The sequence below is a fragment of the Fulvimarina thalattae genome, assembly GCF_040239565.1.
Lineage (GTDB): Bacteria > Pseudomonadota > Alphaproteobacteria > Rhizobiales > Rhizobiaceae > Fulvimarina.
The window spans coordinates 395,821-417,120 of record NZ_JBEHWS010000001.1 but is presented as its reverse complement, the minus strand read 5'-3'; the positions used below and the strand labels follow the sequence as shown (position 1 = coordinate 417,120).

The following is a 21,300-nucleotide window of genomic DNA, read 5'->3' as shown; positions in this document are numbered from 1 at the left end:
GACACACGCTCTTTGACGCGCTGTTCTTTCGGGGTAGATTGGATTATGAATTCATTATTCAGTCAAGCGGCGAAATGAAAAAAGTGCCGAGGGAGGGCCGAACCCGAACATGGAAATTCTTCGACCGGGCCTCGAACGCCGCCTGCGCAAGGAAACCGCCGGCGACGTCTTTTTCGATCGCTTCTCGCGCGGCCGCTATGCGACCGATGCCTCGATCTACCAGATGATGCCGGCCGGCGTCGTCGTCGCCAAGACGGCCGATGACGTTGCTGCGGCGCTCGATGCGGCGCGCGAGGACAGGATCGCGCTCACCATGCGCGGCGGCGGAACCTCGCAATGCGGGCAGACGGTCAATTCCGGACTGATCGTCGACACGTCGAAATACATGAACAGGATCATCGAGCTCGACGTCGAGGGCCGGCGCGCGCTCGTTGAACCGGGCATCGTGCTCGACGATCTGAATCGGCTGCTGAAGCCGCACGGGCTGTGGTTTCCGGTGGACGTCTCGACCGCCTCTCGGGCGACGATCGGCGGCATGGCGGGCAACAATTCCTGCGGCTCGCGCTCCCTGCGCTATGGCACGATGCGGGACAACGTCATCGCCATCGACGCCATTCTCGCCGACGGCACGAATGGCCGCTTCGCGCGGCTCGATCAGGAGGCGTCCGGTGAGCCGCCTCGCGATCTGATCGCTTCCATGCTGGCGCTCGGCCGACGCGAGGCGGACGAGATTTCCAAGCGGTTTCCAGACGTTCAGCGGCGGGTCGGGGGCTATAATCTCGATGCGCTCGTCCAGGGCGACATGCCGGTCAATCTCGCCCATCTGCTCGTTGGCTCGGAGGGCACGCTCGGTATTTCGACGGCGATCGAGATCAAGCTCTCGCCGCTGCCGAAGGCGAACAAGCGCCTCGGCGTCTGCCACTTCCCGACCTTCCGCGCGGCCATGGAAGCGGCCCAGCACATCGTCGCGCTGAAGCCGACATCGGTCGAACTCGTCGACGAGACGATGCTGAAGCTCGCCGGCGACATTCCGATGTTCAGGCCGACGCTGGAGGCCTTCGTCGAGGGCAAGCCGGCCGCCCTCCTCCTCACCGAATTCGCCGATGATCCTGACGAGAACGCCGCGAGCATCGCCAGGCTCGAAGACGTGATGAGCGACCTCGGCTACGGCTTCGGCCGGGGCGGCGAACACGAAGGCGGCGTCGTCACGGTGAGCGACGCGAAACTTCAGAGCGCCATCGCCGAACTGCGCGCGGCGGGCCTCAACATCATGATGTCCATGAAGGAGGCGGGGAAGCCCGTTTCCTTCGTCGAGGACTGCGCGGTACCGCTCGAACATCTCGCGGACTACACCGACCGGCTGACCGCGATCTTTACGGCGCACGGCACGCGCGGCACCTGGTACGCCCACGCCTCCGAAGGCTGCCTGCACGTGCGCCCCGTTCTGAACGTGAAACTGGAAAAGGACGTCGCGACCATGCGGGCGATCGCCGAGGAGGCCTTCGCAATGGTTCGCGAGTACAAGGGCTCCCATTCGGGCGAGCACGGCGACGGCATCGTGCGCTCGGAATTCCACGAAGCGATGTTCGGCCCGCGCATCTCCGGGGCCTTCAAGGAGGTGAAGACCGCCTTCGATCCTTCCGGCCTGCTGAACCCCGGCAAGATCGTGAACCCGCCGAAAATGGATGACCGCGACCTGATGCGCTATCCGCCGGGCTACGCGGTGGAGGATTTCCAGACAGCGTTCGACTGGTCGGCCTGGACAGGCTCGGCGGGCGGTTTCCAGGGCGCGGTCGAGATGTGCAACAACAACGGAGCCTGCCGGAAATCGGCCGGTGCCGTGATGTGCCCGAGCTACCGCGTCAGCCGAAACGAGCGGGACGTGACGCGCGGCCGTGCGAACTCGCTGCGCCTCGCGATCTCTGGGCAGCTCGGCCCGGACGCGCTGCATTCCGACGAGATGGCCGAGACGCTTAAGCTTTGCGTCTCCTGTAAAGCCTGCCGCCGCGAATGCCCGACCGGCGTCGACATGGCCAAGATGAAAGCCGAGATACTCTATCAGCGCGGTAAGCGTGATGGCTATTCGCGCAAAGACAGGCTGATCGCGGATCTTCCGCGCATGGCGCCCTATGCGGCAAGAATGGGCGGACTCCTCGGCCTGCGCGACAGGATTTCGCCGTTGGCGGCTCTGTCGGAAAAGCTTCTCGGCTTCTCGTCGCGGCGAACGCTTCCGGTGTTTCGCAGGGACTTCTTCCGGGACGAAGAAGGGGATGTCGGCGGCGCGATGGATAACGGTCGCCCGACTGGCCGGACGAACTTTGCCGCAAACGGTGCGACACCGTATACCAGTGAAGCCAATGGCGGAGTTCCGCTCAATCCGGAGGGAGCCGGCGCAGATACGGCGACCGGATCGCCGGTCAACGCGCCCAGCACTCGCGGCGTCGAGCACACGGAAACGGCGGGGTCAGTCGCGAACGGCGCGGACATCGCTTCGGCCAAGCCGGGCGTCGTGCTCTTCGCCGATACCTTCGGGCGGTGGTTCGATCCGCAGACACTTCGGGCAGCAGTGAAGGTGCTCTCTGCCGCTGGCTATTCCGTCGAGACCGCCCGCCCCTCCTCGGGCAAGCAGCCGCTCTGCTGCGGGCGGACCTATATCGCGAGCGGAATGGCCGATCGGGCGAAGGAAGAGGCCGAGCGCACGATTGCAGCGCTGATCCCCCATGTGCGGGCCGGACGCATGATCGTCGGGCTGGAGCCCTCCTGCCTCCTAACCCTGCGTGACGAGTTTCCGGCGCTGGTCCCCGGCAAGGACGCCGACGATCTCGCCGCAAGCGCGCTACTTCTGGAGGAGTTTCTCGCGAAGGAAGCCAGCGCAGGCGGGCTGTCCCTGCCGCTCAAATCTCTCGGCCAGAAGGCCTATCTGCACGGCCACTGTCACCAGAAGGCGTTCGGCGCGATGCCCGCTGTCGAAAAGGCGATGCGGCTCATTCCCGGTCTCGATCTGACGGTGATCGAAAGCTCGTGCTGCGGCATGGCGGGCGCGTTCGGCTATGATGCGGAGACGATCGACGTCTCGCTCGCCATGGGCGAACTCTCGCTTCTGCCGGCGGTGCGCGAGGCACCGGAGGGCGCGTTGATCGTCGCCGACGGGACCTCCTGCCGGCATCAGATCCATGACGGAGCCGGGCGGAAGGCGATCCATGTGGCGGAAGTGCTCGCAATGGCTCTAGAGGAGCCCGCGAGAATCATTTCGCAACAAAAGTGATGGACCCGCGCGTCCAGCTTCGGCAAAGACGGGATAAAGACCGGCGTATAGACATGAGCACTGGCAGGACCCACCGATGAGCCTTCTCGACCTCGAAAAGCCCCTCGTGCGCCCGGCGCTTTCGGCCGAGATCAGCAATCGCATGCGCCGCATGATCATGGAAGGCGAGCTGAAGCCGGGCGAGAAGGTGCCGGAAAAGGCACTGACCGAGCGCTTCGGCGTGTCGCGAACTCCGGTGCGCGAGGCGGTGAAGATTTTGGCCCACGAGGGCTTCGTCGAACTCGTCCAGAACCGCGGCGCGATCGTCGCGCTTCAGACGAGCGCCGAATTGCGTGAGCTCTTCCCGGTGATCGCCGCTCTCGAAGGTGCAGCCGGCGAGATGGCGGCGGAGAATGCGAGCGCGGAACAGGTCGCGGCGCTCGCCGATCTCGTGGTCCGGCTGCGGCAGGCCTACGAGATGGCGGATCGGCCGGCCTATTTCGAGATCAACCAGAAGATCCATGGCGGCATTCTGGAAGCGGCCGGCAACCAGACGCTCGCCCGGCATCACGAGCTTCTCGCAAGCCGTGTCTTCCGGGCGCGCTATCAGGCCAATCTCTCCGCCGACCGCTGGCTCGCCGCGACCGAGGAGCACGAAGCGATCCAGGCCGCGCTCGAAGCCCGCGACGGAAAACTTCTGGGCGAGCTGATGCGCGAACATCTCATGCACAAGCTGAACGCGCTGACGCGGGTGATGGCGGCGGAGTAAGCCTCAGCGATAGGTCGTCGAGACCGAGCCGAGACCCTCGATATGCCCCTCGACCACCGTGCCAGGCTCGACGAACAGCATCCCCGTCAGCGTGCCGGTCGTCACGATCTGCCCCGGATTGAAGCCGCCGAGATGGGTGCCTATCGTCTTCGCGAAGGCGAGGAAGGTCTGGAAGGCATCGCCGCCCGGCACCTTCTGCAGGCCTGAGACGACCGTCTCTCCATTGAAGCGCAGGGTCACCGTCGGCTCGACGAAATCCGGCCCGCTCCCGGCTTCCGGCTCGCCCCAGACGAGCCCGCCATTCAACTGATTGTCGGCAAGCTTGACGGCGTCCGGCAGCGTCGGGAAATCCTCGATCCGCCCGTCGACGATCTCGATGATCGGCAGCGCGGTGACGCAGGCGCGGGCCTTCTCAGCGAAGTCCTCGACGTCGAAATTCGGCAGGGGCCGATCAAGGCGGAATGCGATTTCGAGTTCGATTCCGCAGCTCTTCACGTCGCTCGTGGTGAACTCCGCGCCTGAGGGCCGCAGAACATCCGCATAGACCGGTGCGACCAGCACCGGAGCGCCCTCGACCTTGCGCCCGGTCTTGAAGCCGCCCGCCGGGCCGAACGTCTCACAGACGAGCGACTGAACCGCATAGGCATCGGCCGTTTCAAAGCCCGCACCCACAGCATCGGCTTCGGCGCGCGAGAGGCGTGCCCCGCTCCGCCGCGCTTCGATCAGCTTCTCGGCGAGCTGCGCCGCTCTCTCATTCGTCGGTCCTGTCACGATGTCATCCTCGTCTGTTGGTGGCGTATCGCCATTTTGGGCCCACTTGGAAATCACTCGGCGGCGTCGGACCGGCTCATAGTGTTGACGAATTCAGTGAAGCGCTCGCCCTGGACGCTGATATGCTTCTTCAGTTCCAGCTCGGCAGCGCGCGCCTTGCCGTTTTCGATCGCATCCACGATGCGGCGATGCTCTTCGAGGCTCTGCCCAATTCGCTTCGGCACGCGCAGCTGAAGCCGGCGATAGGCCTTGAGGCGCTGGTGCAGGCGTTTGGCCTCCGCGGCGAGGAAATCATTTCCGCAGCCGTCATAGATCGCCTCGTGGAAGACGCTGTTCTCAGCGTAATAAGTGTCCGGATCACCCGATCGCGCGGCATCCTCGCAGGCAGAAAGGCTCGCCTTCAGCTTCTCGATCGCAGTCTTTTCGGCACGTTTGGCGGCAAGCCTGCCCGCCATGCCTTCGAGCTCGGCCATCACCTCCAGCATCTGAACGAGCTCGCTGAGCGAGACCTCCTTCACGAAGGCTCCGCGATAGGGCTGGAGCTCGACGAGGCCGGTCGCGACCAGCTGCTGCAGCGCCTCGCGCACAGGCGTGCGCGATACCGCGAACCGCCGGGCGATCGCCTGTTCGTCGAGCCGCTGGCCCGGCAACCGCTCCCCGGTGAGAATTTCGTGCTCGAGACAGTCGCGGATATCACCGGTGCGAATGCGTGTCCCAGATCCCTTCACCAAGCTGTTCCTCCCGGTCCGGCACAGGCGTGTCTATCACACCCAGAGCGGACGGCACGCGCCTCGTTTTGGTTCAATCGTTCAATTTCGTATACAATCGATTTGACATCGCATGCAATATTTGATGTGTTGCTTCCGAACGCGCTGGGAGGCGCGACATTTCAACGGGAGGAATATCATGAAGACTGCATTGCTTTCGGCCGTCTGCGCGTTTGCGCTCACCGGTTCCGCGCTCGCCCAGGACGTGACGCTCCGCGCCTCGCACCAGTGGCCCGGCGGCGGTGGCGACGTGCGCGACGAAATGGTTCAGATCATTGCTGACGAGCTCGAAAAGGCCGATGTCGGCGTCGCCATGCAGATTTTCCCGGGTGGGTCGCTGTTCAAGCCGCGTGACCAGTGGGGGGCGGTGACCCGCGGACAGGTGGACGTGACCGCCTTCCCGCTCGACTATGCCTCGGGCCGTCATCCGGAATTCTCAGCGACGCTGATGCCCGGCCTCGTCGGTAGCCATGAGCGGGCCCAGCGCCTCAACGATTCCGAATTCATGGAATCGATCAAGGCGATCATTGACGAAGCGGGCGCGATGGTCATCTCCGATGCCTGGCTCGCCGGTGGTTTCGTCTCCAACGAGACCTGCATCACGACGCCTGAATCTGCCAAGGGTCAGGTTCTGCGCGCAGCAGGTCCCGCTTTCGAGGAAATGCTCGTCGGCGCGGGCGCATCGATCTCCTCCATGCCGTCCTCGGAAATCTACACGGCGATGCAGCAGAACGTTCTGACGGGTGCGAACACCTCGTCGGGCTCGCTCGTCTCCTATCGCATCTACGAGGTCGCCAATTGCCTCACCCAGCCGGGTGAGAACGCTCTCTGGTTCATGTACGAGCCGATCCTCATGTCGAAGCGTTCCTTCGATAACCTCAATGAAGAGCAGCAGAAGGCGATCATGGACGCCGGTCAAGTCGCCGAGGATTTCTTCGCCGAAGAGGCCGCCAAGCTCGATGACCAGCTCGTCGAGGCCTATAAGGAAGCTGATGTCGAAGTGGTCGAGATGACCAAGGAGAACTACGACGCCTGGCTCGCGATCGCCAAGGAGACGTCCTACAAGAACTTCGCCGAGAAGGTGCCGAACGGTCAGGAACTGATCGATCAGGCGCTCGCCGTCGAATAATCAGACTTGGAACGGTGCCGGTTCTTATAGAGCCGGCCCCTCTGCCATTCAGGAATACCGGATGCCCTTCAGGGGTTGCGGACCTCGCACTCAAAGCAATCGCAACCTCTGAACGGCAATCAGGGTGATAACCTTCGATTTTCGCCTCGGCGCCCGATGACGTCCGAAGCGGGACCGTTTCTGGTGGATTTTTCGGTCCGGGGCCTATGGCTTCGAACTCTCGGGAGAGTTCTGTCGTCTCAAGCGAAGACCTCCGGAATTCCGCCTCGCGTCTGATCCGATCGCACCAGACCTCCGCCTGCCTGCAAGGAGACCCTTCACCCCATGCGCGCCTTCATTTCCGGAGTGTCCGCCATTTCGCGCGTGCTCGGCGTCATCGCTGGCCTGCTCCTGTTCTCGGCGGTCCTGTCGGTCACGCATATGGTCTTCGTTCGCTATGTGCTGAACGCCTCCACAGTCTGGCAGACGGAATACACCATTTACGCCATCGTCGGCGCCACCTTCCTGGGCGCGCCCTGGACCCTTCTCGTGAAGGGCCACGTGAACGTCGATCTCCTGCAGATCGCGGCCGGACCCCGCGTCCGAATGATCCTCGAAATCATCTCCGGCCTCGCCTCGCTCACCTTCGCGGTGCTCGTTGCCTATGCGGCCTATTTCTACCTGCACGAGACGATCGCCTTCGGATGGCGATCTGAAACTGTCTGGGCGGTGCCGCTCTGGATGCCGACCCTGCCCATGGTGGTCGGTCTCGTCTGGCTCGCCGTTCAATACATCGCCGAAATCCTGCGCCTTGTCCTCGACGGACCCAAGGAAAGCCAGGGCATCGTGGCCGAACAGACGAAACTGTTCGCCGACACCACGGAGAACTCCTGATGGGTCCGCTCGCCTCTGGCCTCGTAATGATGCTGGTTCTGTTCGCGCTTCTCGCGGTCGGAACGCCAATCGCCTTCGCCCTCGGCCTCGTCGCGCTCGGCGCGCTCTTCGTCAGCTACGGGCCGTTCTTCCTCGAGACGCTCGGCGAACAGTTCTTCTCCTCGATCGCCTCCTTCGGTCTCGTCTCGATCCCGATGTTCATCCTAATGGGCGCGGCCGTCGCCTCCTCGCCCGCCGGCAAGGATCTCTACGAGGCGCTGGACCGCTGGCTCAATCGCGTGCCGGGCGGGCTGGTCCTCTCCAATCTCGGGGCGTGCTCCATCTTCGCCGCTCTCTCCGGCTCCTCGCCCGCAACCTGCGCGGCGATCGGCAAGATGGGCATTCCGGAGATGCGCCAGCGCGGCTATCCGGCCGAGATCGCGGCCGGCTCCATCGCCGCCGGCGGCACGCTCGGCATCCTCATCCCGCCATCGGTGACGATGATCGTCTACGGCATCGCAACAGAAACTTCGATCGGGCGGCTCTTCCTCGCCGGCCTCCTGCCGGGGCTGATGCTGACCATCTACTTCATGATCTGGACGATCATCGCCTGCAAACGCCAGGGTCTCGGGCTGTCGGACCTGACCGAGAGCTTCACAATGCGCGAGCGCTTCGCCGCGCTCCCGCGAGTGCTACCCTTCCTCGCGATCATCGTTGCGGTGCTCTACGTCCTCTACGGCGGCATCGCGACGCCATCCGAGGCAGCGGGCGTCGGCGCGCTCTTCTGCATCCTCCTCGTCGCGATCGTCTACGGCATCTTCTCCAAGAGCTGGAAATTCAACCAGATGCCGATCATCTTCCGCGACACCCTGCGGGAGAGCGTGATGATCATGCTGATCATCGGTGCGGCGGAAATCTTCGCATTCGCGCTGTCCTCCATGTTCATCACGCAGACGATCGCCCAGACGATCGCCGACATGGACGTCAATCGCTGGGTGCTGATGGGCGTGATCAATGTCTTTCTACTGGTCGCGGGCTTCTTCCTGCCGCCGGTGGGCGTCATCCTGATGACCGCGCCGATCCTCTTGCCGATCATCACCGGAGCCGGCTTCGACCCGTACTGGTTCGCCGTCATCCTGACGATCAACATGGAGATCGGGCTCATCACGCCGCCGGTCGGGCTCAACCTATACGTGATCAACGGGATCGCGCCGGACATCACGCTCGGCCAGATTCTCCGCGGATCGATCCCCTATGTCCTCTGCATGGTTCTCGGTATCGTGACGCTCTGCATCTTTCCGGAGATCGCGCTCTTCCTGCCAGACCTGATCATGGGACCTGCCACATGAGCCGCGTTTCGCTTCTCTCCGACCTTCTCGGCTCCTTCGCCCCGCGATCCTGGTTCACGGACCGGGACTCGGATCGCACTCTGAGCGTCGAGGAACTGAAGACGCTCTGCCGAAAACTGGTCCGCTCGCGCGGCGAAGCGACGGGAGTGCGGATAGCGGCAGACATTCTCGCCGGCGTGCGTGCGCTGGACGAGGCCCGCTGCGAAGGCTTCTTCCGCATGCTCGCCGAAGACTTCGCGCCCGATCCGAAGGCGCTCGTCGAGACCGCGAAGGCCTTCGCCGCCGATCCCGGCCCAAGCACTCTCGCCCGCCTTCAGGACGAAGCCGAGCCGCCGCGGCAGGAGCTCTTCCGGCGGCTCAATCTCGCGCCGGGCGGTACGGCCGAACTCGTGAAGCTGCGCGAAAAGCTGCTTCCCCTCGTCGCCAAGGACCGGGAAACCTTCAAACCCGTCGACATGGACCTGCGCCATCTCTTCGGCTCTTGGTTCAACCGGGGCTTTCTCGTCCTCAAGCCCATCGACTGGGATACCTCGGCGCGTATTCTCGAAAAGATCATCGAATACGAAGCGGTCCACGCGATCAGCGACTGGGACGCGCTGCGCTCACGGCTCGCACCGAGCGATCGGCGGTGCTTCGCCTTCTTCCACCCATCGATCCCCGACGATCCGCTGATCTTCGTCGAGGTGGCGCTGACCCGCGAAATCCCCGCCTCGATTGGCGAGGTGCTGGCCGACGACCGCGTCGTGCTCGCCGCGAACGAGGCCGAGACCGCGACCTTCTATTCGATCTCGAATTGCCACAAAGGGCTCGCCGGTGTCACCTTTGGTTCCTTCCTGATCAAGCAGGTGGCCGAGGACCTCAAGGAAAGCGTGCCTAGCCTGAAAACCTTTGTCACGCTCTCTCCCGTCCCGACCTTCACGGCCTGGCTGAACCAGCTCGACGAGGCCCAGAAGGACCGACTGGAGGCGAGTGAGAAGCGGGCGCTCGCGATCATCGAGGAAGACGGCTGGGCCTTCGACGAGGCCAAGGCGGAAGCAGCCAGACCCGGCCTTCTCTCCCTCGCGGCCCGTTATTTCCTCCTCGCCAAGCGCGGCGACGGCCAGCCCGTCGATCCGGTGGCGCGGTTCCATCTCGGCAACGGCGCCATGCTGAACCGCATCATGCATCGCGGTGACATTTCCCAGAGCGGGCTGTCACGGGCGTCCGGCCTTATGGTCAACTATCTCTACGATCTTCCCCGCGTCGAAGAACGCCACGAAGCCTATGCCGATGCCAGCACGGTGGCGGCGAGCCGGCAGGTGACGTCTCTCCTGCCGTCGAGCGCGGAGCGGGCATCCAAGCGGGACAATACCAAGGGCCAAGCAGCATGACGAACCATCTTTTCGAAGGTCTCCTGAAGAAGGGGCTGAGATCCCGCGAGAAAACCTTCGCGACACTCACCGACGGGCGCGTCTTCACCTTTGATGATCTCGACGCCGCGACGGCCCGGATGGCCAATGTCCTCATCGGCCTCGGCGTCGAACCGGGCGACCGGGTGGCCGTGCAGGTGGAAAAATCGATCGAGGCCTTCTTCCTCTACCTCGCGACAGTCCGCGCCGGCGGCGTCTTCCTGCCGCTCAACACCGGCTATACGCCGAACGAGATCGAATATTTCCTCGGAGACGCCAAGCCGCGGGTCTTCGTCTGCGCGCCGAAGAAGAAGGATGCGCTGACGCCCGTCGCCGATAAGGCCGGTGCCAAGCTCGAAACCCTCGGCGTCAGCCGCAAGGGCGAACCGCCCGCGGGCTCGATCGCCGAAAAGAGCGCGGAAGCCGATGCGGGCTTCGAACCAGTCTCACGCGAGGCCGACGACCTCGCCGCTATTCTCTATACGTCCGGCACGACGGGCCGCTCCAAGGGCGCGATGCTCACCCACGACAACCTGTTGTCGAATGCACAGGTTCTGGAGGAGACCTGGGCCTTCACCAGCGACGACGTGCTGCTCCACGCCCTGCCGATCTTCCACACGCACGGCCTTTTCGTCGCGACGAACACTGTTCTGATCGCCGGCGGCTCTGTGATCTTCCTCGAGAAGTTCGATCTCGACACAGTCTTCGAATATCTAGGCGATGCGACTTCGATGATGGGCGTACCGACTTTCTACACCCGCATGCTGGACGACGAGCGCCTCAACAAGGACACCGCAGGACATATCCGCCTCTTCACCTCGGGTTCCGCGCCGCTCCTTGCCGAAACCCACCGCGCTTTCGAAAAGCGCACGGGCCAGCGCATTCTGGAGCGTTACGGCATGACCGAGACGAATATGAGCACCTCGAACCCCTACGACGCCGAGCGCCGTGCGGGCACCGTCGGTTTCCCGTTGAAGGGCACCGAGCTGCGCATCGTCGGCGAGGATGGGAAGGAACTTCCACAAGGGGAAATCGGCTCGATCGAGGTGCGGGGGCTCAACGTCTTCAAGGGCTATTGGCAAATGCCGGAGAAGACCAAGTCGGAATTCCGTGACGACGGCTTCTTCATCACCGGCGATCTCGGCCAGATCGATAAGGACGGCTACGTTTCCATCGTCGGCCGCGACAAGGACCTCGTCATCTCGGGCGGCTACAACGTCTATCCGAAGGAAGTGGAGCTTGCGATCGACGAACTCGACGGCGTGGTCGAAAGCGCGGTGATCGGCGTGCCACATCCCGATTTCGGCGAGGGTGTGGTCGGCGTAGTGGTGGCGGAAAAACCGCTGGAAGAAGCGGAAGTCATCGCGCCGCTCAAGGAAAAGCTCGCCAAATACAAGCAGCCCAAGCGCATCATCTTCGTCGATGAGATTCCGCGCAACACCATGGGCAAGGTGCAGAAGAACATCCTGCGCGACACCTATTCGGACCTGTTCAAAGGCTGATCGCGCGTACGCGTGGGTCGGCAAATCTACTACCAACGGCCATTTGCAAGCATCGCTTTCAGATGACCGTTGGCAGCTCGACCCGCGCCTGAGTTCTTCTCTGGCCGAGGCACGGCTTTCAGCGGCTCGTCAGTCCAGCGGCTCCCGCGATGCGACGTCGATGATCTCCAGCCTGCGCTCCAGAACCGTGACGCCTTCCAGCGCCCGATGCCATTCTGCGACATGATCCGACTTTCCATGGCGGCTGAGGTCTTCGCGGCTCTCCCATTCCTCGTAGATGCGAACGAGGCCCGGCTCCATCAGATCGTCGGCGAAGGAGTAGACGAGACATCCCGGCTCGGCACGGGTCGCCGCGATCACGGCCTGCGCAGCGCTCCGCACTCTCGCAAGATCTTCCGGCGTTAACTTCAAGATGCCCGATACGATGATCATGAGAGTGTTTGTCCTTGTTCGTTGGCTGGTGCTCAGCGATTGTCCCGTCAACAAGCGGCGGCGCAAGACATGCGCCCAGATCAATCCGGGCAAATCAACAGGCGGACTTTCACCGTCATAGAACGATCAAACGCCATCCGTCATTCGGGCGTGATCCGACCGCCGGCGAATAATGACGCCGGAGCATCAATCGGCCCACCTGGCATCGAACGCCCAAATGTCCTCGAAACCCATCAATTTGCTGAATTCGCGGAACTCGTAGAGATCGTCCGCGACGGGGAGCGAGGACCCTTCGTCCCGAATGGCGCCGTAGACCTTCGTGAGCGTCTTTGCCATCGCCAGAAAACCGGTGGCTGGATAGATCGCGAGACTATAGCCCAGGTCCTCGAGATGGCGGCGCGGCAGGACCGGCGTGGTACCGCCCTCGACCATGTTGGCGACGAGCGGCTTTTCGATCGTCCCGCAGATCCGCTTCATCTGCTCAACTGACTCAAGTGCTTCGACGAAGATCAGGTCGGCGCCGGCATCCGCATAACTCTGCGCCCGGCGCAGAGCCTCGTCCATGCCCTTTGAGGCAAGCGAGTCGGTACGCGCAACGATCAGGAAGTTATCGTCCTTGCGGGCATCCACGGCGACTTCGATCTTCTTGACCATGTCGGCGCTTTCGATGACGCGGCGACCCGGCGTATGTCCGCACTTCTTTGGAAACTCCTGATCTTCGAGCTGGATGCCTGCGACGCCAGCGTCTTCGTAGCCACGCACCGTGTGAGCGACGTTGAGAAGCCCGCCATAGCCCGTGTCGCCGTCAGCGATCAGCGGCGTCACCGTGCCTTTGGCGATGGTCGCGGCCCGCCCGAGCATATCGGTATAGGTCGCAAGACCGGCATCGGGCAGCCCAAGTGCCGATCCGACAGCGCCGTATCCGGTCATGTAGAGGACGTCGAAGCCCATCCCGTCGGCGATCTTCGCAGAGATCATCTCGAAAACGCCGGGCGCCGAGACGATCGGTTTTTCCTGAAGACGCGTGCGCAGAATACGCCGCTTTTCGCCTGCCGTGAGTTCGCTGGTCCGTGTCATCCTCTGCCTCCCGCAATCATTCTTCATTGCATCGGCTAGCATAGGGTCATATTGTACACAATCTTGACCGGAGTCGTTATGGCAAGCCGACAAAGCGAGAACGGAAACGCCGGGCACGGCCACTCCGCCGAGCGCGCCTATTCGATCATTCGCAGCGCATTGCTAATGGACGAATGGCCAGCAGGTACACGACTTCTGGAAAACGAGCTCGCCCAACGTATCGGCGTCAGTCGCACGCCAATCCGCGACGCGCTTCGCCGCCTCGTCAACGAGGGCTTTCTCGAATACGCCGCCAATGTCGGCTGCCGCGTGCGCGGCTGGAGCCGGGACGATATCGATTCGATCTTCGATCTCAGGATCGAGCTCGAAACCTATGCTGCGCGCCGCGCGGCCTCGCGCATCGATCGGACCGAGATCGACCGGCTTGCCGAGCTATGCGACGCCATGGACTCTATCGTCCAGCAAAGCCTCGGTTCACCGGAACTGCGGGACGAACTGACCCCGTTGAACGACCGTTTTCACACGGTCATCGTCGAGGCCGCACGAAACGACAGGCTGACCCCACTGCTCGCCAGTGTCACCTCAGCACCGATGGTTCTCAGAACTTTCCGGCGCTATCGCGAAGAAGAGGTCTTGCGCAGCATGGGCCATCATCGCGAACTCGTCGCAGCACTGAGCAGCGGAAATGTCGATTGGGCCGGCGCGGTCATGCGCTCGCACATCCATGCCGGCTACGTCGCGATGATGCGTGACGCCGGCCTCTAGCTCGCAACGGTGACGGCCTCATCGACCAGACTGAAAAATCCGGGCACGGCCAAACTGCTCTTCTTGACAGCGGCCCTCGATTGTATACGACTTCCGCTTACCCGCATCTCTGGGAGGCGATGCGGACAAGATTATGCACCGCTTGCGAACCACCGGGCGGCGATCGAGAATTTGGGAGGAAGACAGATGAAACATTGGGCTGCAACAGCCGTAATCGCTCTGGCTGCGCTCGGCGCCGGCGTCGGGCAATCCCATGCGGAGCGCACCTTGCGCCTGACGCTTCAGGTGCCGACCAACCACCCCGTCGGGCAGAACATCGTATTCTTCAAGGAGAAGGTCGAGGAAGTTTCCGGCGGCGAGATCACGATCGAAGTCTACGACTCTGCACAGCTCTACAAGGGCAGCGAAGTGCCCCAGGCGGTCTCGTCGGGGGCCATCGACATGGGTCTTGTCCTGATCGACGAATATACCGGCACGATCCCGGCCACCGGGCTTTTTTCCGTCGCCTTCATGTTCCCCGACTACGACGTTCTCGCGAAGGCGGCCGGTCCTGACAGCCCAGTGCGCAAGAAGATCGACGAGATGATCCGCGAGACCGGCACGCGCGTGATGTGGTGGCAGGACTACGGCCCGGTCCAGCTTCTCTCGAAAGACGCACCGCTCGTCACGCCCGACGAGATGGAGGGCAAGAAGGTCCGCGTCCTCGGCAAGCCGTCCGGCGACTTCATCGAGGCGGTCGGCGGCGTCCCGGTGAAGATCGGCGGCTCCGAGCAGTTCCTCGCCTATCAGCGCGGCACCGTGGATGTGGGTATGACGGGCACGACCGCGATCCAGTCCCGCAAGCTGTTCGAGGTGATGGACTGGGTCACGATCACCAATCACGCCCAGACAGAATTCCTCGTCGTCATGAACGACTCCACCTTCGATTCCATGAGCGAAGAGGAAAAAGGGTGGATGCAGGAGGCGGCGCTCGCGGCTGAAGAAAAGATGCGTGCCGAAACAAAGGAAGACAATCTCGCCTCGCAGAAGTTCATCGCTGACGAAACCGAGATGCAGGTTCAGGAACTGACGCCCGAGCAGCTTGCGGCCTGGCAGGAAGCCGCGGCACCCGCGGTCGACGCCTATATCGAGTCGGCTGGCGAAGAAGGCGAAGAGCTCGTCGAAGCCGTCAAGTCGCTGAACTGAGCCAGACAGTCCGATGGCGCTTCCAGCCCGTGCACCGGCCGAGAAATCGGCCGGTCCCGCCGTCCTGAGATGGATCGACCGTGCCGGCGCGCTCTGCGCCCGGCTCGGTGATATGCTGGTGGTCGCCATCGCGCTGATGCTCTTCTTCGAAGTCGCCGCGCGATACCTGTTCAATGCCCCCACGATCTGGGCCCAGGATGTGGCGATCGCCTGTCAGGTCTGGTTCACCTATATCGGCATGGCCTATGTCCTGAGGCAGCGCCAGCTGATCAGGATCACAGCCCTTGTCGGGCTTGCAGGCCCGTTTCTCCGCCGCCTCGTAGAAGGCTTCGCGCTCCTCGTGATCCTCGCCTTCTGCATCGTCGCGGTGGTCTACGGCATCGACGTGGTCGTCGATTCCATCCGGCTCGGACGCCGGCAGCCGACCATGCTGGAAATGCCGAACTGGATCGTCGAAGTCCCGGTCGTCTTTGGCTTCCTTCTGCTCGGCATCCAGGCGCTAGCCGACCTGATCCGGCTGCCCTTCGGACCGGCCCCTGAATTTTCGTCAGGCGGAGAACATGCGCCCTCGAGTGATGGACATTTGACCCAATGACGCTCGTCGTCGTCGTTCTCGCGCTTCTGGTCCTTCTTTTCGTCGGCCTTCCCGTCGCCTTCGCGCTTGCCGGGCTCGGCACCGTGATGCTCTATCTGAAGGGTCTGCCGCTCGTGATGGTGGCGCAGAACCTTCACGGCGCAGTCGACAACTTCATTCTCCTTTCAGTGCCGCTCTTCCTGTTGATGTCGAACATCCTCCTGAAGGGTGGTGTCGGGCGCGATCTCTTCGACGCGCTGCAGAGCTGGGTCGGCCATTGGCCCGGCGGCCTCGGCATCGCCGCGCTCGCCTCCTGCGGCATCTTCTCGGCGATCTCGGGCAGCTCGGTCGCGACCGCTGCAACTGTTGCGACCGTCGCCGTGCCGGAGATGACGGCGCGGGGCTATGGCCGCTCCTTCACGCTCGGCCTGCTTGCCGCCGGCGGTACGCTCGGCATCCTGATCCCGCCCTCGATTCCGCTGATCGTCTATGGCGTCATCACCGAGGAGAGCATCGGCAAACTGTTCCTCGCCGGCATCGGGCCCGGCATTCTGCTCCTGGTGTTGTTCGGCATCTTCTGCGTCGCCTATTCGCGGTTCTCGACGGCCTACGTGCCATCCGAAAAGGTCGATGCCGAGCGCCGCCGCAGCGCGACCATCCGCGCCCTGCCGACCGGCGGGCTCGCGGTGCTGATGATCGGCGGTATCTACACCGGCATCTTTACGCCGACAGAGGCCTCCGCCGTCGGAGCCGTTTTCGCGTTTCTGATCACCGCGTTCCTCCTGCGCACGCTGACGCGGGAAGGCTTCGTAACAGCCGTTCGCGAGACGGTGTCGACGACGATCGTCCTCTTTCTCATCGTCATCGGCGCCAAGATCTTCGGCAAGGCGGTGACGCTCTATCAGGTGCCCGCGCAGATCTCGCAACTCTTCGATACCGGCGCGCAGACGGCAACCGGCTTCCTCGTCATCGTAGGGCTGATCCTTCTCTTCATTGGTCTCTTCCTCGAGAGCCTTTCGATGCTCCTGATCATGATGCCGGTGCTGTTTCCGACGGTCCTCGCACTCGGCATCGATCCGATCTGGTTCGCGATGTATTTCGTTATCCTGATCGAGGTGGCGCTGATCACGCCCCCGGTCGGCCTCAACCTCTTCGTCATTCAGGCCGTCGCGCGATCGACGCTGGGCGAAGTCGTGCGCGGCGTTCTTCCGTTCATCGGGCTGATGTTTCTCTCGATTTACTTGCTCTGGCAGTTCCCGGCGATCGTCACATTCATTCCGGCGAGTCTCTGATCATCATCGCCAGAAAGCCTTTCGGGCGAAAGGCATTTGCTCTCCGGTCTCCATTGAACAGGGCAAAGCCGAATCCGCCGATTCTTTTACTTTCGATCGTAACGGGATAGGCTGAACGCCAAAGCACGGCGCGGGTTCAGACGCCGGGTCTTCAATCGGGCGTATGATCGCCAGTTCATGGCGAAAGGGTTTTTTATGAGTGTCGCCTTCGTCAAGGAACCGAACGAAGATCAGGTCGAGGTCCTGCCCGACCGCGATCTTGGCAATGATCCGAACATCGTCACAGCGCGCGGTCTCAAGAAAATCGACGCCGAACTTCAGGCGCTCAACGAACAGCGCACAGCCGCGCGTGAGGCGAACGACAAGGTTGCTTTGGCGACGATCCATCGCGATCTGCGCTACTGGAGCGCCCGCCGCGCCACGGCCGAACTCGTTCAGCCCGACAAGAATCCGCAGACCGTCCAGTTCGGAACGCGCGTGACGATCGAACGCGAGGACGGCCGGGAGCAGACCTTCACCATCGTCGGCATCGACGAGGCCGATCCGCGCGAGGGCTATCTCTCCTATCTGTCTCCGCTCGCCAGAAACCTCGTCGGCAAGAGCGTCGGGGATGAGATCAAGGCCGGAACAAGTAACGCGGAGATCGTCTCGATCGCCGTCGGCTGAGACAGCGAAGCTCGGGCGGACGTCAGATCAGCGGAACGCCGGTCAGGTCCATCACCACGCCATAGCTTAACAGGCCGGTCGCCAGCATCGCGGCGGTCAGGAAGATCGCCGTCGGCCAGTCGTCGAGAATCGTGCGGCACAGCCGGGCGGTGAGCACGAGCGAGCCGAGAGAGAGGACTGCGCCGATCAGGGCGAGATTCGGTCCCATGCCAACCAGCAGGACGAGCGCGAGGTAAGGTGCGAACAGCCATGTAACGAGGGCCGCGCCCCAGTTTGTCGCAACGACCAGCGGCGAGACCTTGCGGCTCCAGCCGATGCGCTTGGCGACGAGGATGAGGATGACGATCGGCAGCATCCAGGCGAGCAGATCGGCGAGCAGGTGCGCCCCGAAGGCCTGGGCCGTTCCGACATTGCCAGTCTGATCGCTCCGGCTACCCGCCTCGAATTCGACCCACGAAAGGATCAGCGCCGGCAGGGCGACGAGAATTGCCGAGAAGGAGCGATAAAAACCGTCGGCCGAGACATCGAGGCGTGACATCCCCTCCCTGCGGCCCATCATGAGCGCCCATACGCCAGAGAAATTGTTGAGGACTTCGCTCAAATCAGGCGCGGGACGCGGGGTTTGCGGAGAACCAGCGGGATATGAATCGGTCATAGATCTCGGTCAAAGCTTCTAGGTCGGCCAAGGCCACACGCTCGTCGGTCATATGCATAGTTTGACCTACTAAACCGAACTCCACAACCGGGCAGAAGTCCTTGATAAAGCGGGCATCTGAGGTTCCGCCCGTCGTCGAAAGCTGTGGCGTTCTCCCGGTCACCGCTGCAACCGCACCGGAAAGCGCCACAATCAGGTCTTCCGAGCGCGTCTGGAACGCATCCGAAGGCCGCCCGCGCCACTCGACCGAGACCTCCGCGGGTTCTTTGCCGGCTCGATATTTCAGTCCTGTTCGCGCCGTTTCGACGCGGGCAATAAGCTCGGCCTTGAGCGTGTCGGGCGTCCAGAGATCGCAGAAGCGGACATTGAACGACAGCCGCGCCCGGCCAGGAATGACGTTCGTCGCGTCGTTTCCGGTGTCGATAGAGGTGATCTCCAGATTGGTCGGCGGAAAAGCCTCCGTGCCCTCGTCGAACGGCTTTTCAAGCAGGACCTCCGCGATCGCGGTGACCGTTCGCAGCGGGTTGTCGGCGAGATGCGGGTAAGCGACATGCCCCTGCCGCCCAGTGACGACGACATTGGCCGAAAGTGAGCCACGCCGCCCGATCTTGATCATGTCGCCCAGCTTTTCGGGATTCGTAGGCTCGCCGACAATGCAGGCGTCCAGCTTTTCGCCGCGTTGCGCGACCCAATCGAGCAGCTTGATCGTGCCGTTGATCGCCGGGCCTTCCTCGTCGCCGGTGATCAGCAGGGAGAGACGTCCGTCGGAGGCCTCGCCGCGCGCTCTGCGCCGCGCAAGGGCCGAGACAAAGGCGGCGATCCCACCCTTCATATCCACCGCACCGCGGCCATAAAGCTCGCCGCTACGGATTTCGGCGGAAAACGGCGGCAGGCTCCAGTCGCTCTCGTCGCCAGTTGGCACGACATCCGTATGCCCTGCAAAGCAGAGATGCGGCCCTGCACCCCTCGCCGCGAAGAGGTTCTCGATATCCGGCGTATCGTCATCGGAGAACACAGGCCGCGCGACATCGAAGCCGAGTTCGGTCAGCATCGCGTCGAGCGTCGACAAGGCACCGCCCTCGGCCGGTGTCACAGAGGGACAGCGGATTAGCTCGCTCAAGACGGCGGCGGGATCGGTCAGATCGGCAACGGAAGGCATGTGCGGCTCGTTCGGTGGTACTTCTGGCTGGGCCTGACGATGCGTCTTTGCCACAGCGCGAAAGGGAATGCGACCGGCCGCGCAACCGCCACCGATTTGCCGCGATCAAAGCCGAGCGGATCAGACAAAGTTAACAAGCCGGACCCCTCCCATGCTCCGCTCTTCCCGCGCCCCTCTCATCGTGGTCGCCCTCGCTGCGATGTCTCTCTCCGCCTGCGTACCGAATGCGGCTTCCGTTCTGGAAAGCGCCGCGCCCCTGCCGACAGCACGGCCCGCCGATGCGCCGAGCGAGGCGGCCGTCGCGGCGATCAGCGACGAAAAGGTCTTCACGCGTGACCGGGAAATCGCGGCACGGGAAATCGCTCAGGCCGCCGAAGCGGGCACCGTATCGGGAAGCGCCGCAATCGATGCGCTGATCGAGAAGCACGCCGAGGAGAACGGCATTCCCGTGGAAATGGCCTACGGCTTCGTGCGCGTCGAAAGCCGGTACAATCCGAAGGCCAAGGGCGCCGGCGTCTACGGCCTGTCGCAGATCAAGCCGGCCACGGCCCGCGCCATGGGCTTTTCCGGTTCTGCCAGCGACCTCTTCGATGCCGACACCAATCTGCGCTACGGCATGAAATATCTGAAGGGCGCCTGGGACAAGGCCGATCACGACGTCTGCCGTACGGCGATGAAGTACAAGGGCGGTCACCGCGCGACCCGCATGACCCGCTCGGCCTCCAGCTACTGCTCCAAGGTGAAGGCGCATATGGCCGAGATCGCCAAGCGCAAGGCTTCAACGCCTACGACGACGGCCACCGAAGAGTCCGCGCCGACGACCAATGTCTCGAGCCGCAGCGTCGAGACGCCTGCGACCTCGACGGGGTCCTGAACGCGGTCAGTCCTTCTTCGTGACGAGAAGCATCGGGCCCAGCCGATCCCGACGGTAGGCGATGTTCGCCGCCGGGTATGAGAGGCTCGAGACCTGTCCGTCGAAGAACAGGGCATCCTCCACGCTGACGGTGTCTCGGAAGAACAGGGCGAAGTCGTAGAAATTGATCGGTTTGCGCGTGAGCGCGAGATAGACTGTCCGCCCATCCTCGCTGACGCCCACGCCGTTGCGCACGTAGCGACTGTCCGAATCCGGGATGAAGCGCGGGTGCACCTTCCCGTCGATCAGCAGCATCGGCCCGGACTGCGTTGCAAGCTCCGGCGTATGGTTTTCTTTCAGATAGCGCTCGGTCTCGCGCACGAAGGCGCGGCCGTTCTCGATGTAGAAGACGCCGTTAGGCCGCATCGAGAAATTGCCTGACCCCGTTCCAAGAACCGCTTTTTTCACCGTCTGACCCTCCTGAACGGTCAAACCAACGGGTCCACGATCCTCGTGATACATTCCGGCGTTCATGGCGAGTGCGACATCGCCGGACAGGCTCGCCGCCGCCTTCTCGAACGTCTCGTAGGGCTTGCCTGCACCATCGACCGCCCGCAGGTGAAGATCGAATGACGAGAGCGGGACCTCGCAAAGGATCGTCTCGACAGACCCTGCCATTGCGATCCGGCATATGCCCTCGTGCCCGTCCGGAATACCGGGCACGGGAACCAGCCAGCTGAGGAACCCAGTCGCGAGAACTGCTGGAAACGTGAACGAGAAGAGCTTTTTCAAGTGCGGCTCCACGAGGACAGAAAGGCTGAAGAACGTCACTTCAATCCGTCATTCCCGGCCACCGATCCGGGAATCCAGT

Annotated in this window: 20 protein-coding genes; 13 read left to right on the top strand and 7 right to left on the bottom strand. The window is 63.0% G+C overall.

Annotation, left to right across the window (positions count from 1 at the left end; genetic code table 11):
• Window positions 1-109 precede the first annotated feature (109 nt).
• Together ABRA89_RS01955 and ABRA89_RS01950 are read left to right on the top strand one after the other, a co-directional pair.
• Entirely contained in the window at window positions 110-3,265 is a 3,156-nt protein-coding gene (locus ABRA89_RS01955) for an FAD-binding and (Fe-S)-binding domain-containing protein (RefSeq protein ID WP_349939761.1), read from the top strand.
• A gap of 76 nt (window positions 3,266-3,341) precedes the next feature.
• Window positions 3,342-4,013, top strand: a complete 672-nt coding sequence (locus ABRA89_RS01950) for a GntR family transcriptional regulator (RefSeq protein WP_349939760.1) — start codon at window positions 3,342-3,344, stop codon at window positions 4,011-4,013.
• Window positions 4,014-4,016: 3 nt separating this feature from the next.
• On the opposite strand, the gene ABRA89_RS01945 is transcribed toward ABRA89_RS01950, so the two are convergent.
• Both ABRA89_RS01945 and ABRA89_RS01940 read right to left on the bottom strand, forming a co-directional pair.
• Complete coding sequence (locus ABRA89_RS01945) at window positions 4,017-4,784, bottom strand: 2-keto-4-pentenoate hydratase (RefSeq protein WP_349939759.1); 768 nt, start codon at window positions 4,782-4,784, stop codon at window positions 4,017-4,019.
• Between the two features lie 53 nt (window positions 4,785-4,837).
• Window positions 4,838-5,512: a GntR family transcriptional regulator gene (locus ABRA89_RS01940; RefSeq protein WP_349939758.1), complete on the bottom strand. Its 675-nt coding sequence runs from the start codon at window positions 5,510-5,512 to the stop codon at window positions 4,838-4,840.
• A 178-nt stretch (window positions 5,513-5,690) separates the two neighbouring features.
• Here ABRA89_RS01940 and dctP (ABRA89_RS01935) point away from each other — a divergent pair, with 178 nt between their 5' ends.
• From dctP (ABRA89_RS01935) to ABRA89_RS01915, 5 genes are all read left to right on the top strand, one after another.
• A complete protein-coding gene (gene dctP, locus ABRA89_RS01935; protein WP_349939757.1) occupies window positions 5,691-6,680 on the top strand; it encodes a TRAP transporter substrate-binding protein DctP in 990 nt (329 codons plus the stop codon).
• A gap of 324 nt (window positions 6,681-7,004) precedes the next feature.
• Window positions 7,005-7,553 carry a TRAP transporter small permease subunit gene (locus tag ABRA89_RS01930; protein ID WP_349939756.1) on the top strand — a complete coding sequence of 183 codons (549 nt, stop codon included), beginning with the start codon at window positions 7,005-7,007 and terminating at the stop codon, window positions 7,551-7,553.
• Window positions 7,553-8,881, top strand: a complete 1,329-nt coding sequence (locus ABRA89_RS01925; protein ID WP_349939755.1) for a TRAP transporter large permease — start codon at window positions 7,553-7,555, stop codon at window positions 8,879-8,881. The genes ABRA89_RS01930 and ABRA89_RS01925 overlap by 1 nt, the downstream gene beginning before the upstream one ends.
• Complete coding sequence (locus ABRA89_RS01920) at window positions 8,878-10,251, top strand: malonyl-CoA decarboxylase (protein ID WP_349939754.1); 1,374 nt, start codon at window positions 8,878-8,880, stop codon at window positions 10,249-10,251. The genes ABRA89_RS01925 and ABRA89_RS01920 overlap by 4 nt, the downstream gene beginning before the upstream one ends.
• Complete coding sequence (locus tag ABRA89_RS01915; RefSeq protein ID WP_349939753.1) at window positions 10,248-11,771, top strand: malonate--CoA ligase; 1,524 nt, start codon at window positions 10,248-10,250, stop codon at window positions 11,769-11,771. The genes ABRA89_RS01920 and ABRA89_RS01915 overlap by 4 nt, the downstream gene beginning before the upstream one ends.
• Before the next feature lie 129 nt (window positions 11,772-11,900).
• Here ABRA89_RS01915 and ABRA89_RS01910 read toward each other — a convergent pair whose 3' ends face one another.
• Window positions 11,901-12,203, bottom strand: coding sequence for a putative quinol monooxygenase (locus ABRA89_RS01910; RefSeq protein ID WP_349939752.1), 303 nt, complete (start codon window positions 12,201-12,203; stop codon window positions 11,901-11,903).
• A 186-nt stretch (window positions 12,204-12,389) separates the two neighbouring features.
• Window positions 12,390-13,280 (bottom strand): isocitrate lyase/PEP mutase family protein, encoded by an 891-nt coding sequence (locus ABRA89_RS01905; RefSeq protein WP_349939751.1) that lies wholly within the window; start codon window positions 13,278-13,280, stop codon window positions 12,390-12,392.
• A gap of 78 nt (window positions 13,281-13,358) precedes the next feature.
• Between ABRA89_RS01905 and ABRA89_RS01900 the strand changes: the two genes are divergently transcribed.
• The 5 genes from ABRA89_RS01900 (at window position 13,359) to greA (ending at window position 17,762) form a co-directional block, all read left to right on the top strand.
• Window positions 13,359-14,045, top strand: coding sequence for a GntR family transcriptional regulator (locus tag ABRA89_RS01900; RefSeq protein WP_349939750.1), 687 nt, complete (start codon window positions 13,359-13,361; stop codon window positions 14,043-14,045).
• A gap of 186 nt (window positions 14,046-14,231) precedes the next feature.
• Window positions 14,232-15,230, top strand: coding sequence for a TRAP transporter substrate-binding protein DctP (gene dctP / locus ABRA89_RS01895; RefSeq protein WP_349939749.1), 999 nt, complete (start codon window positions 14,232-14,234; stop codon window positions 15,228-15,230).
• A gap of 13 nt (window positions 15,231-15,243) precedes the next feature.
• Complete coding sequence (locus ABRA89_RS01890) at window positions 15,244-15,825, top strand: TRAP transporter small permease (protein ID WP_349939748.1); 582 nt, start codon at window positions 15,244-15,246, stop codon at window positions 15,823-15,825.
• Window positions 15,822-17,096, top strand: a complete 1,275-nt coding sequence (locus tag ABRA89_RS01885) for a TRAP transporter large permease (RefSeq protein ID WP_349939747.1) — start codon at window positions 15,822-15,824, stop codon at window positions 17,094-17,096. Before ABRA89_RS01890 ends, ABRA89_RS01885 begins: the two co-directional genes overlap by 4 nt.
• Window positions 17,097-17,291: 195 nt before the next feature.
• Window positions 17,292-17,762, top strand: coding sequence for a transcription elongation factor GreA (greA, locus tag ABRA89_RS01880; RefSeq protein ID WP_349939746.1), 471 nt, complete (start codon window positions 17,292-17,294; stop codon window positions 17,760-17,762).
• 22 nt (window positions 17,763-17,784) lie between these two features.
• On the opposite strand, the gene ABRA89_RS01875 is transcribed toward greA, so the two are convergent.
• Window positions 17,785-18,300 (bottom strand): hypothetical protein, encoded by a 516-nt coding sequence (locus ABRA89_RS01875; RefSeq protein ID WP_349939745.1) that lies wholly within the window; start codon window positions 18,298-18,300, stop codon window positions 17,785-17,787.
• A 64-nt stretch (window positions 18,301-18,364) separates the two neighbouring features.
• A complete protein-coding gene (gene dapE, locus ABRA89_RS01870) occupies window positions 18,365-19,576 on the bottom strand; it encodes a succinyl-diaminopimelate desuccinylase (protein WP_349939744.1) in 1,212 nt (403 codons plus the stop codon).
• Window positions 19,577-19,727: 151 nt separating this feature from the next.
• Here dapE and ABRA89_RS01865 point away from each other — a divergent pair, with 151 nt between their 5' ends.
• Window positions 19,728-20,450 (top strand): lytic transglycosylase domain-containing protein, encoded by a 723-nt coding sequence (locus ABRA89_RS01865; RefSeq protein ID WP_349939743.1) that lies wholly within the window; start codon window positions 19,728-19,730, stop codon window positions 20,448-20,450.
• Between the two features lie 6 nt (window positions 20,451-20,456).
• Here ABRA89_RS01865 and ABRA89_RS01860 read toward each other — a convergent pair whose 3' ends face one another.
• Complete coding sequence (locus ABRA89_RS01860) at window positions 20,457-21,260, bottom strand: phosphodiester glycosidase family protein (protein ID WP_349939742.1); 804 nt, start codon at window positions 21,258-21,260, stop codon at window positions 20,457-20,459.
• Between the last annotated feature and the right edge of the window lie 40 nt (window positions 21,261-21,300).

What these genes read in the sequence shown, in the direction of transcription:
- ABRA89_RS01955 (WP_349939761.1), top strand. Translation starts at nt 110, where the DNA reads ATGGAAATTCTTCGACCGGGCCTCGAACGCCGCCTGCGCAAGGAAACC.
- ABRA89_RS01950 (WP_349939760.1), top strand. Translation starts at nt 3,342, where the DNA reads ATGAGCCTTCTCGACCTCGAAAAGCCCCTCGTGCGCCCGGCGCTTTCG.
- dctP (WP_349939757.1), top strand. Translation starts at nt 5,691, where the DNA reads ATGAAGACTGCATTGCTTTCGGCCGTCTGCGCGTTTGCGCTCACCGGT.
- ABRA89_RS01930 (WP_349939756.1), top strand. Translation starts at nt 7,005, where the DNA reads ATGCGCGCCTTCATTTCCGGAGTGTCCGCCATTTCGCGCGTGCTCGGC.
- ABRA89_RS01925 (WP_349939755.1), top strand. Translation starts at nt 7,553, where the DNA reads ATGGGTCCGCTCGCCTCTGGCCTCGTAATGATGCTGGTTCTGTTCGCG.
- ABRA89_RS01920 (WP_349939754.1), top strand. Translation starts at nt 8,878, where the DNA reads ATGAGCCGCGTTTCGCTTCTCTCCGACCTTCTCGGCTCCTTCGCCCCG.
- ABRA89_RS01915 (WP_349939753.1), top strand. Translation starts at nt 10,248, where the DNA reads ATGACGAACCATCTTTTCGAAGGTCTCCTGAAGAAGGGGCTGAGATCC.
- ABRA89_RS01910 (WP_349939752.1), bottom strand. Translation starts at nt 12,203, where the DNA reads ATGATCATCGTATCGGGCATCTTGAAGTTAACGCCGGAAGATCTTGCG.
- ABRA89_RS01905 (WP_349939751.1), bottom strand. Translation starts at nt 13,280, where the DNA reads ATGACACGGACCAGCGAACTCACGGCAGGCGAAAAGCGGCGTATTCTG.
- ABRA89_RS01900 (WP_349939750.1), top strand. Translation starts at nt 13,359, where the DNA reads ATGGCAAGCCGACAAAGCGAGAACGGAAACGCCGGGCACGGCCACTCC.
- dctP (WP_349939749.1), top strand. Translation starts at nt 14,232, where the DNA reads ATGAAACATTGGGCTGCAACAGCCGTAATCGCTCTGGCTGCGCTCGGC.
- ABRA89_RS01890 (WP_349939748.1), top strand. Translation starts at nt 15,244, where the DNA reads ATGGCGCTTCCAGCCCGTGCACCGGCCGAGAAATCGGCCGGTCCCGCC.
- ABRA89_RS01885 (WP_349939747.1), top strand. Translation starts at nt 15,822, where the DNA reads ATGACGCTCGTCGTCGTCGTTCTCGCGCTTCTGGTCCTTCTTTTCGTC.
- greA (WP_349939746.1), top strand. Translation starts at nt 17,292, where the DNA reads ATGAGTGTCGCCTTCGTCAAGGAACCGAACGAAGATCAGGTCGAGGTC.
- ABRA89_RS01875 (WP_349939745.1), bottom strand. Translation starts at nt 18,300, where the DNA reads ATGTCACGCCTCGATGTCTCGGCCGACGGTTTTTATCGCTCCTTCTCG.
- dapE (WP_349939744.1), bottom strand. Translation starts at nt 19,576, where the DNA reads ATGCCTTCCGTTGCCGATCTGACCGATCCCGCCGCCGTCTTGAGCGAG.
- ABRA89_RS01865 (WP_349939743.1), top strand. Translation starts at nt 19,728, where the DNA reads ATGCTCCGCTCTTCCCGCGCCCCTCTCATCGTGGTCGCCCTCGCTGCG.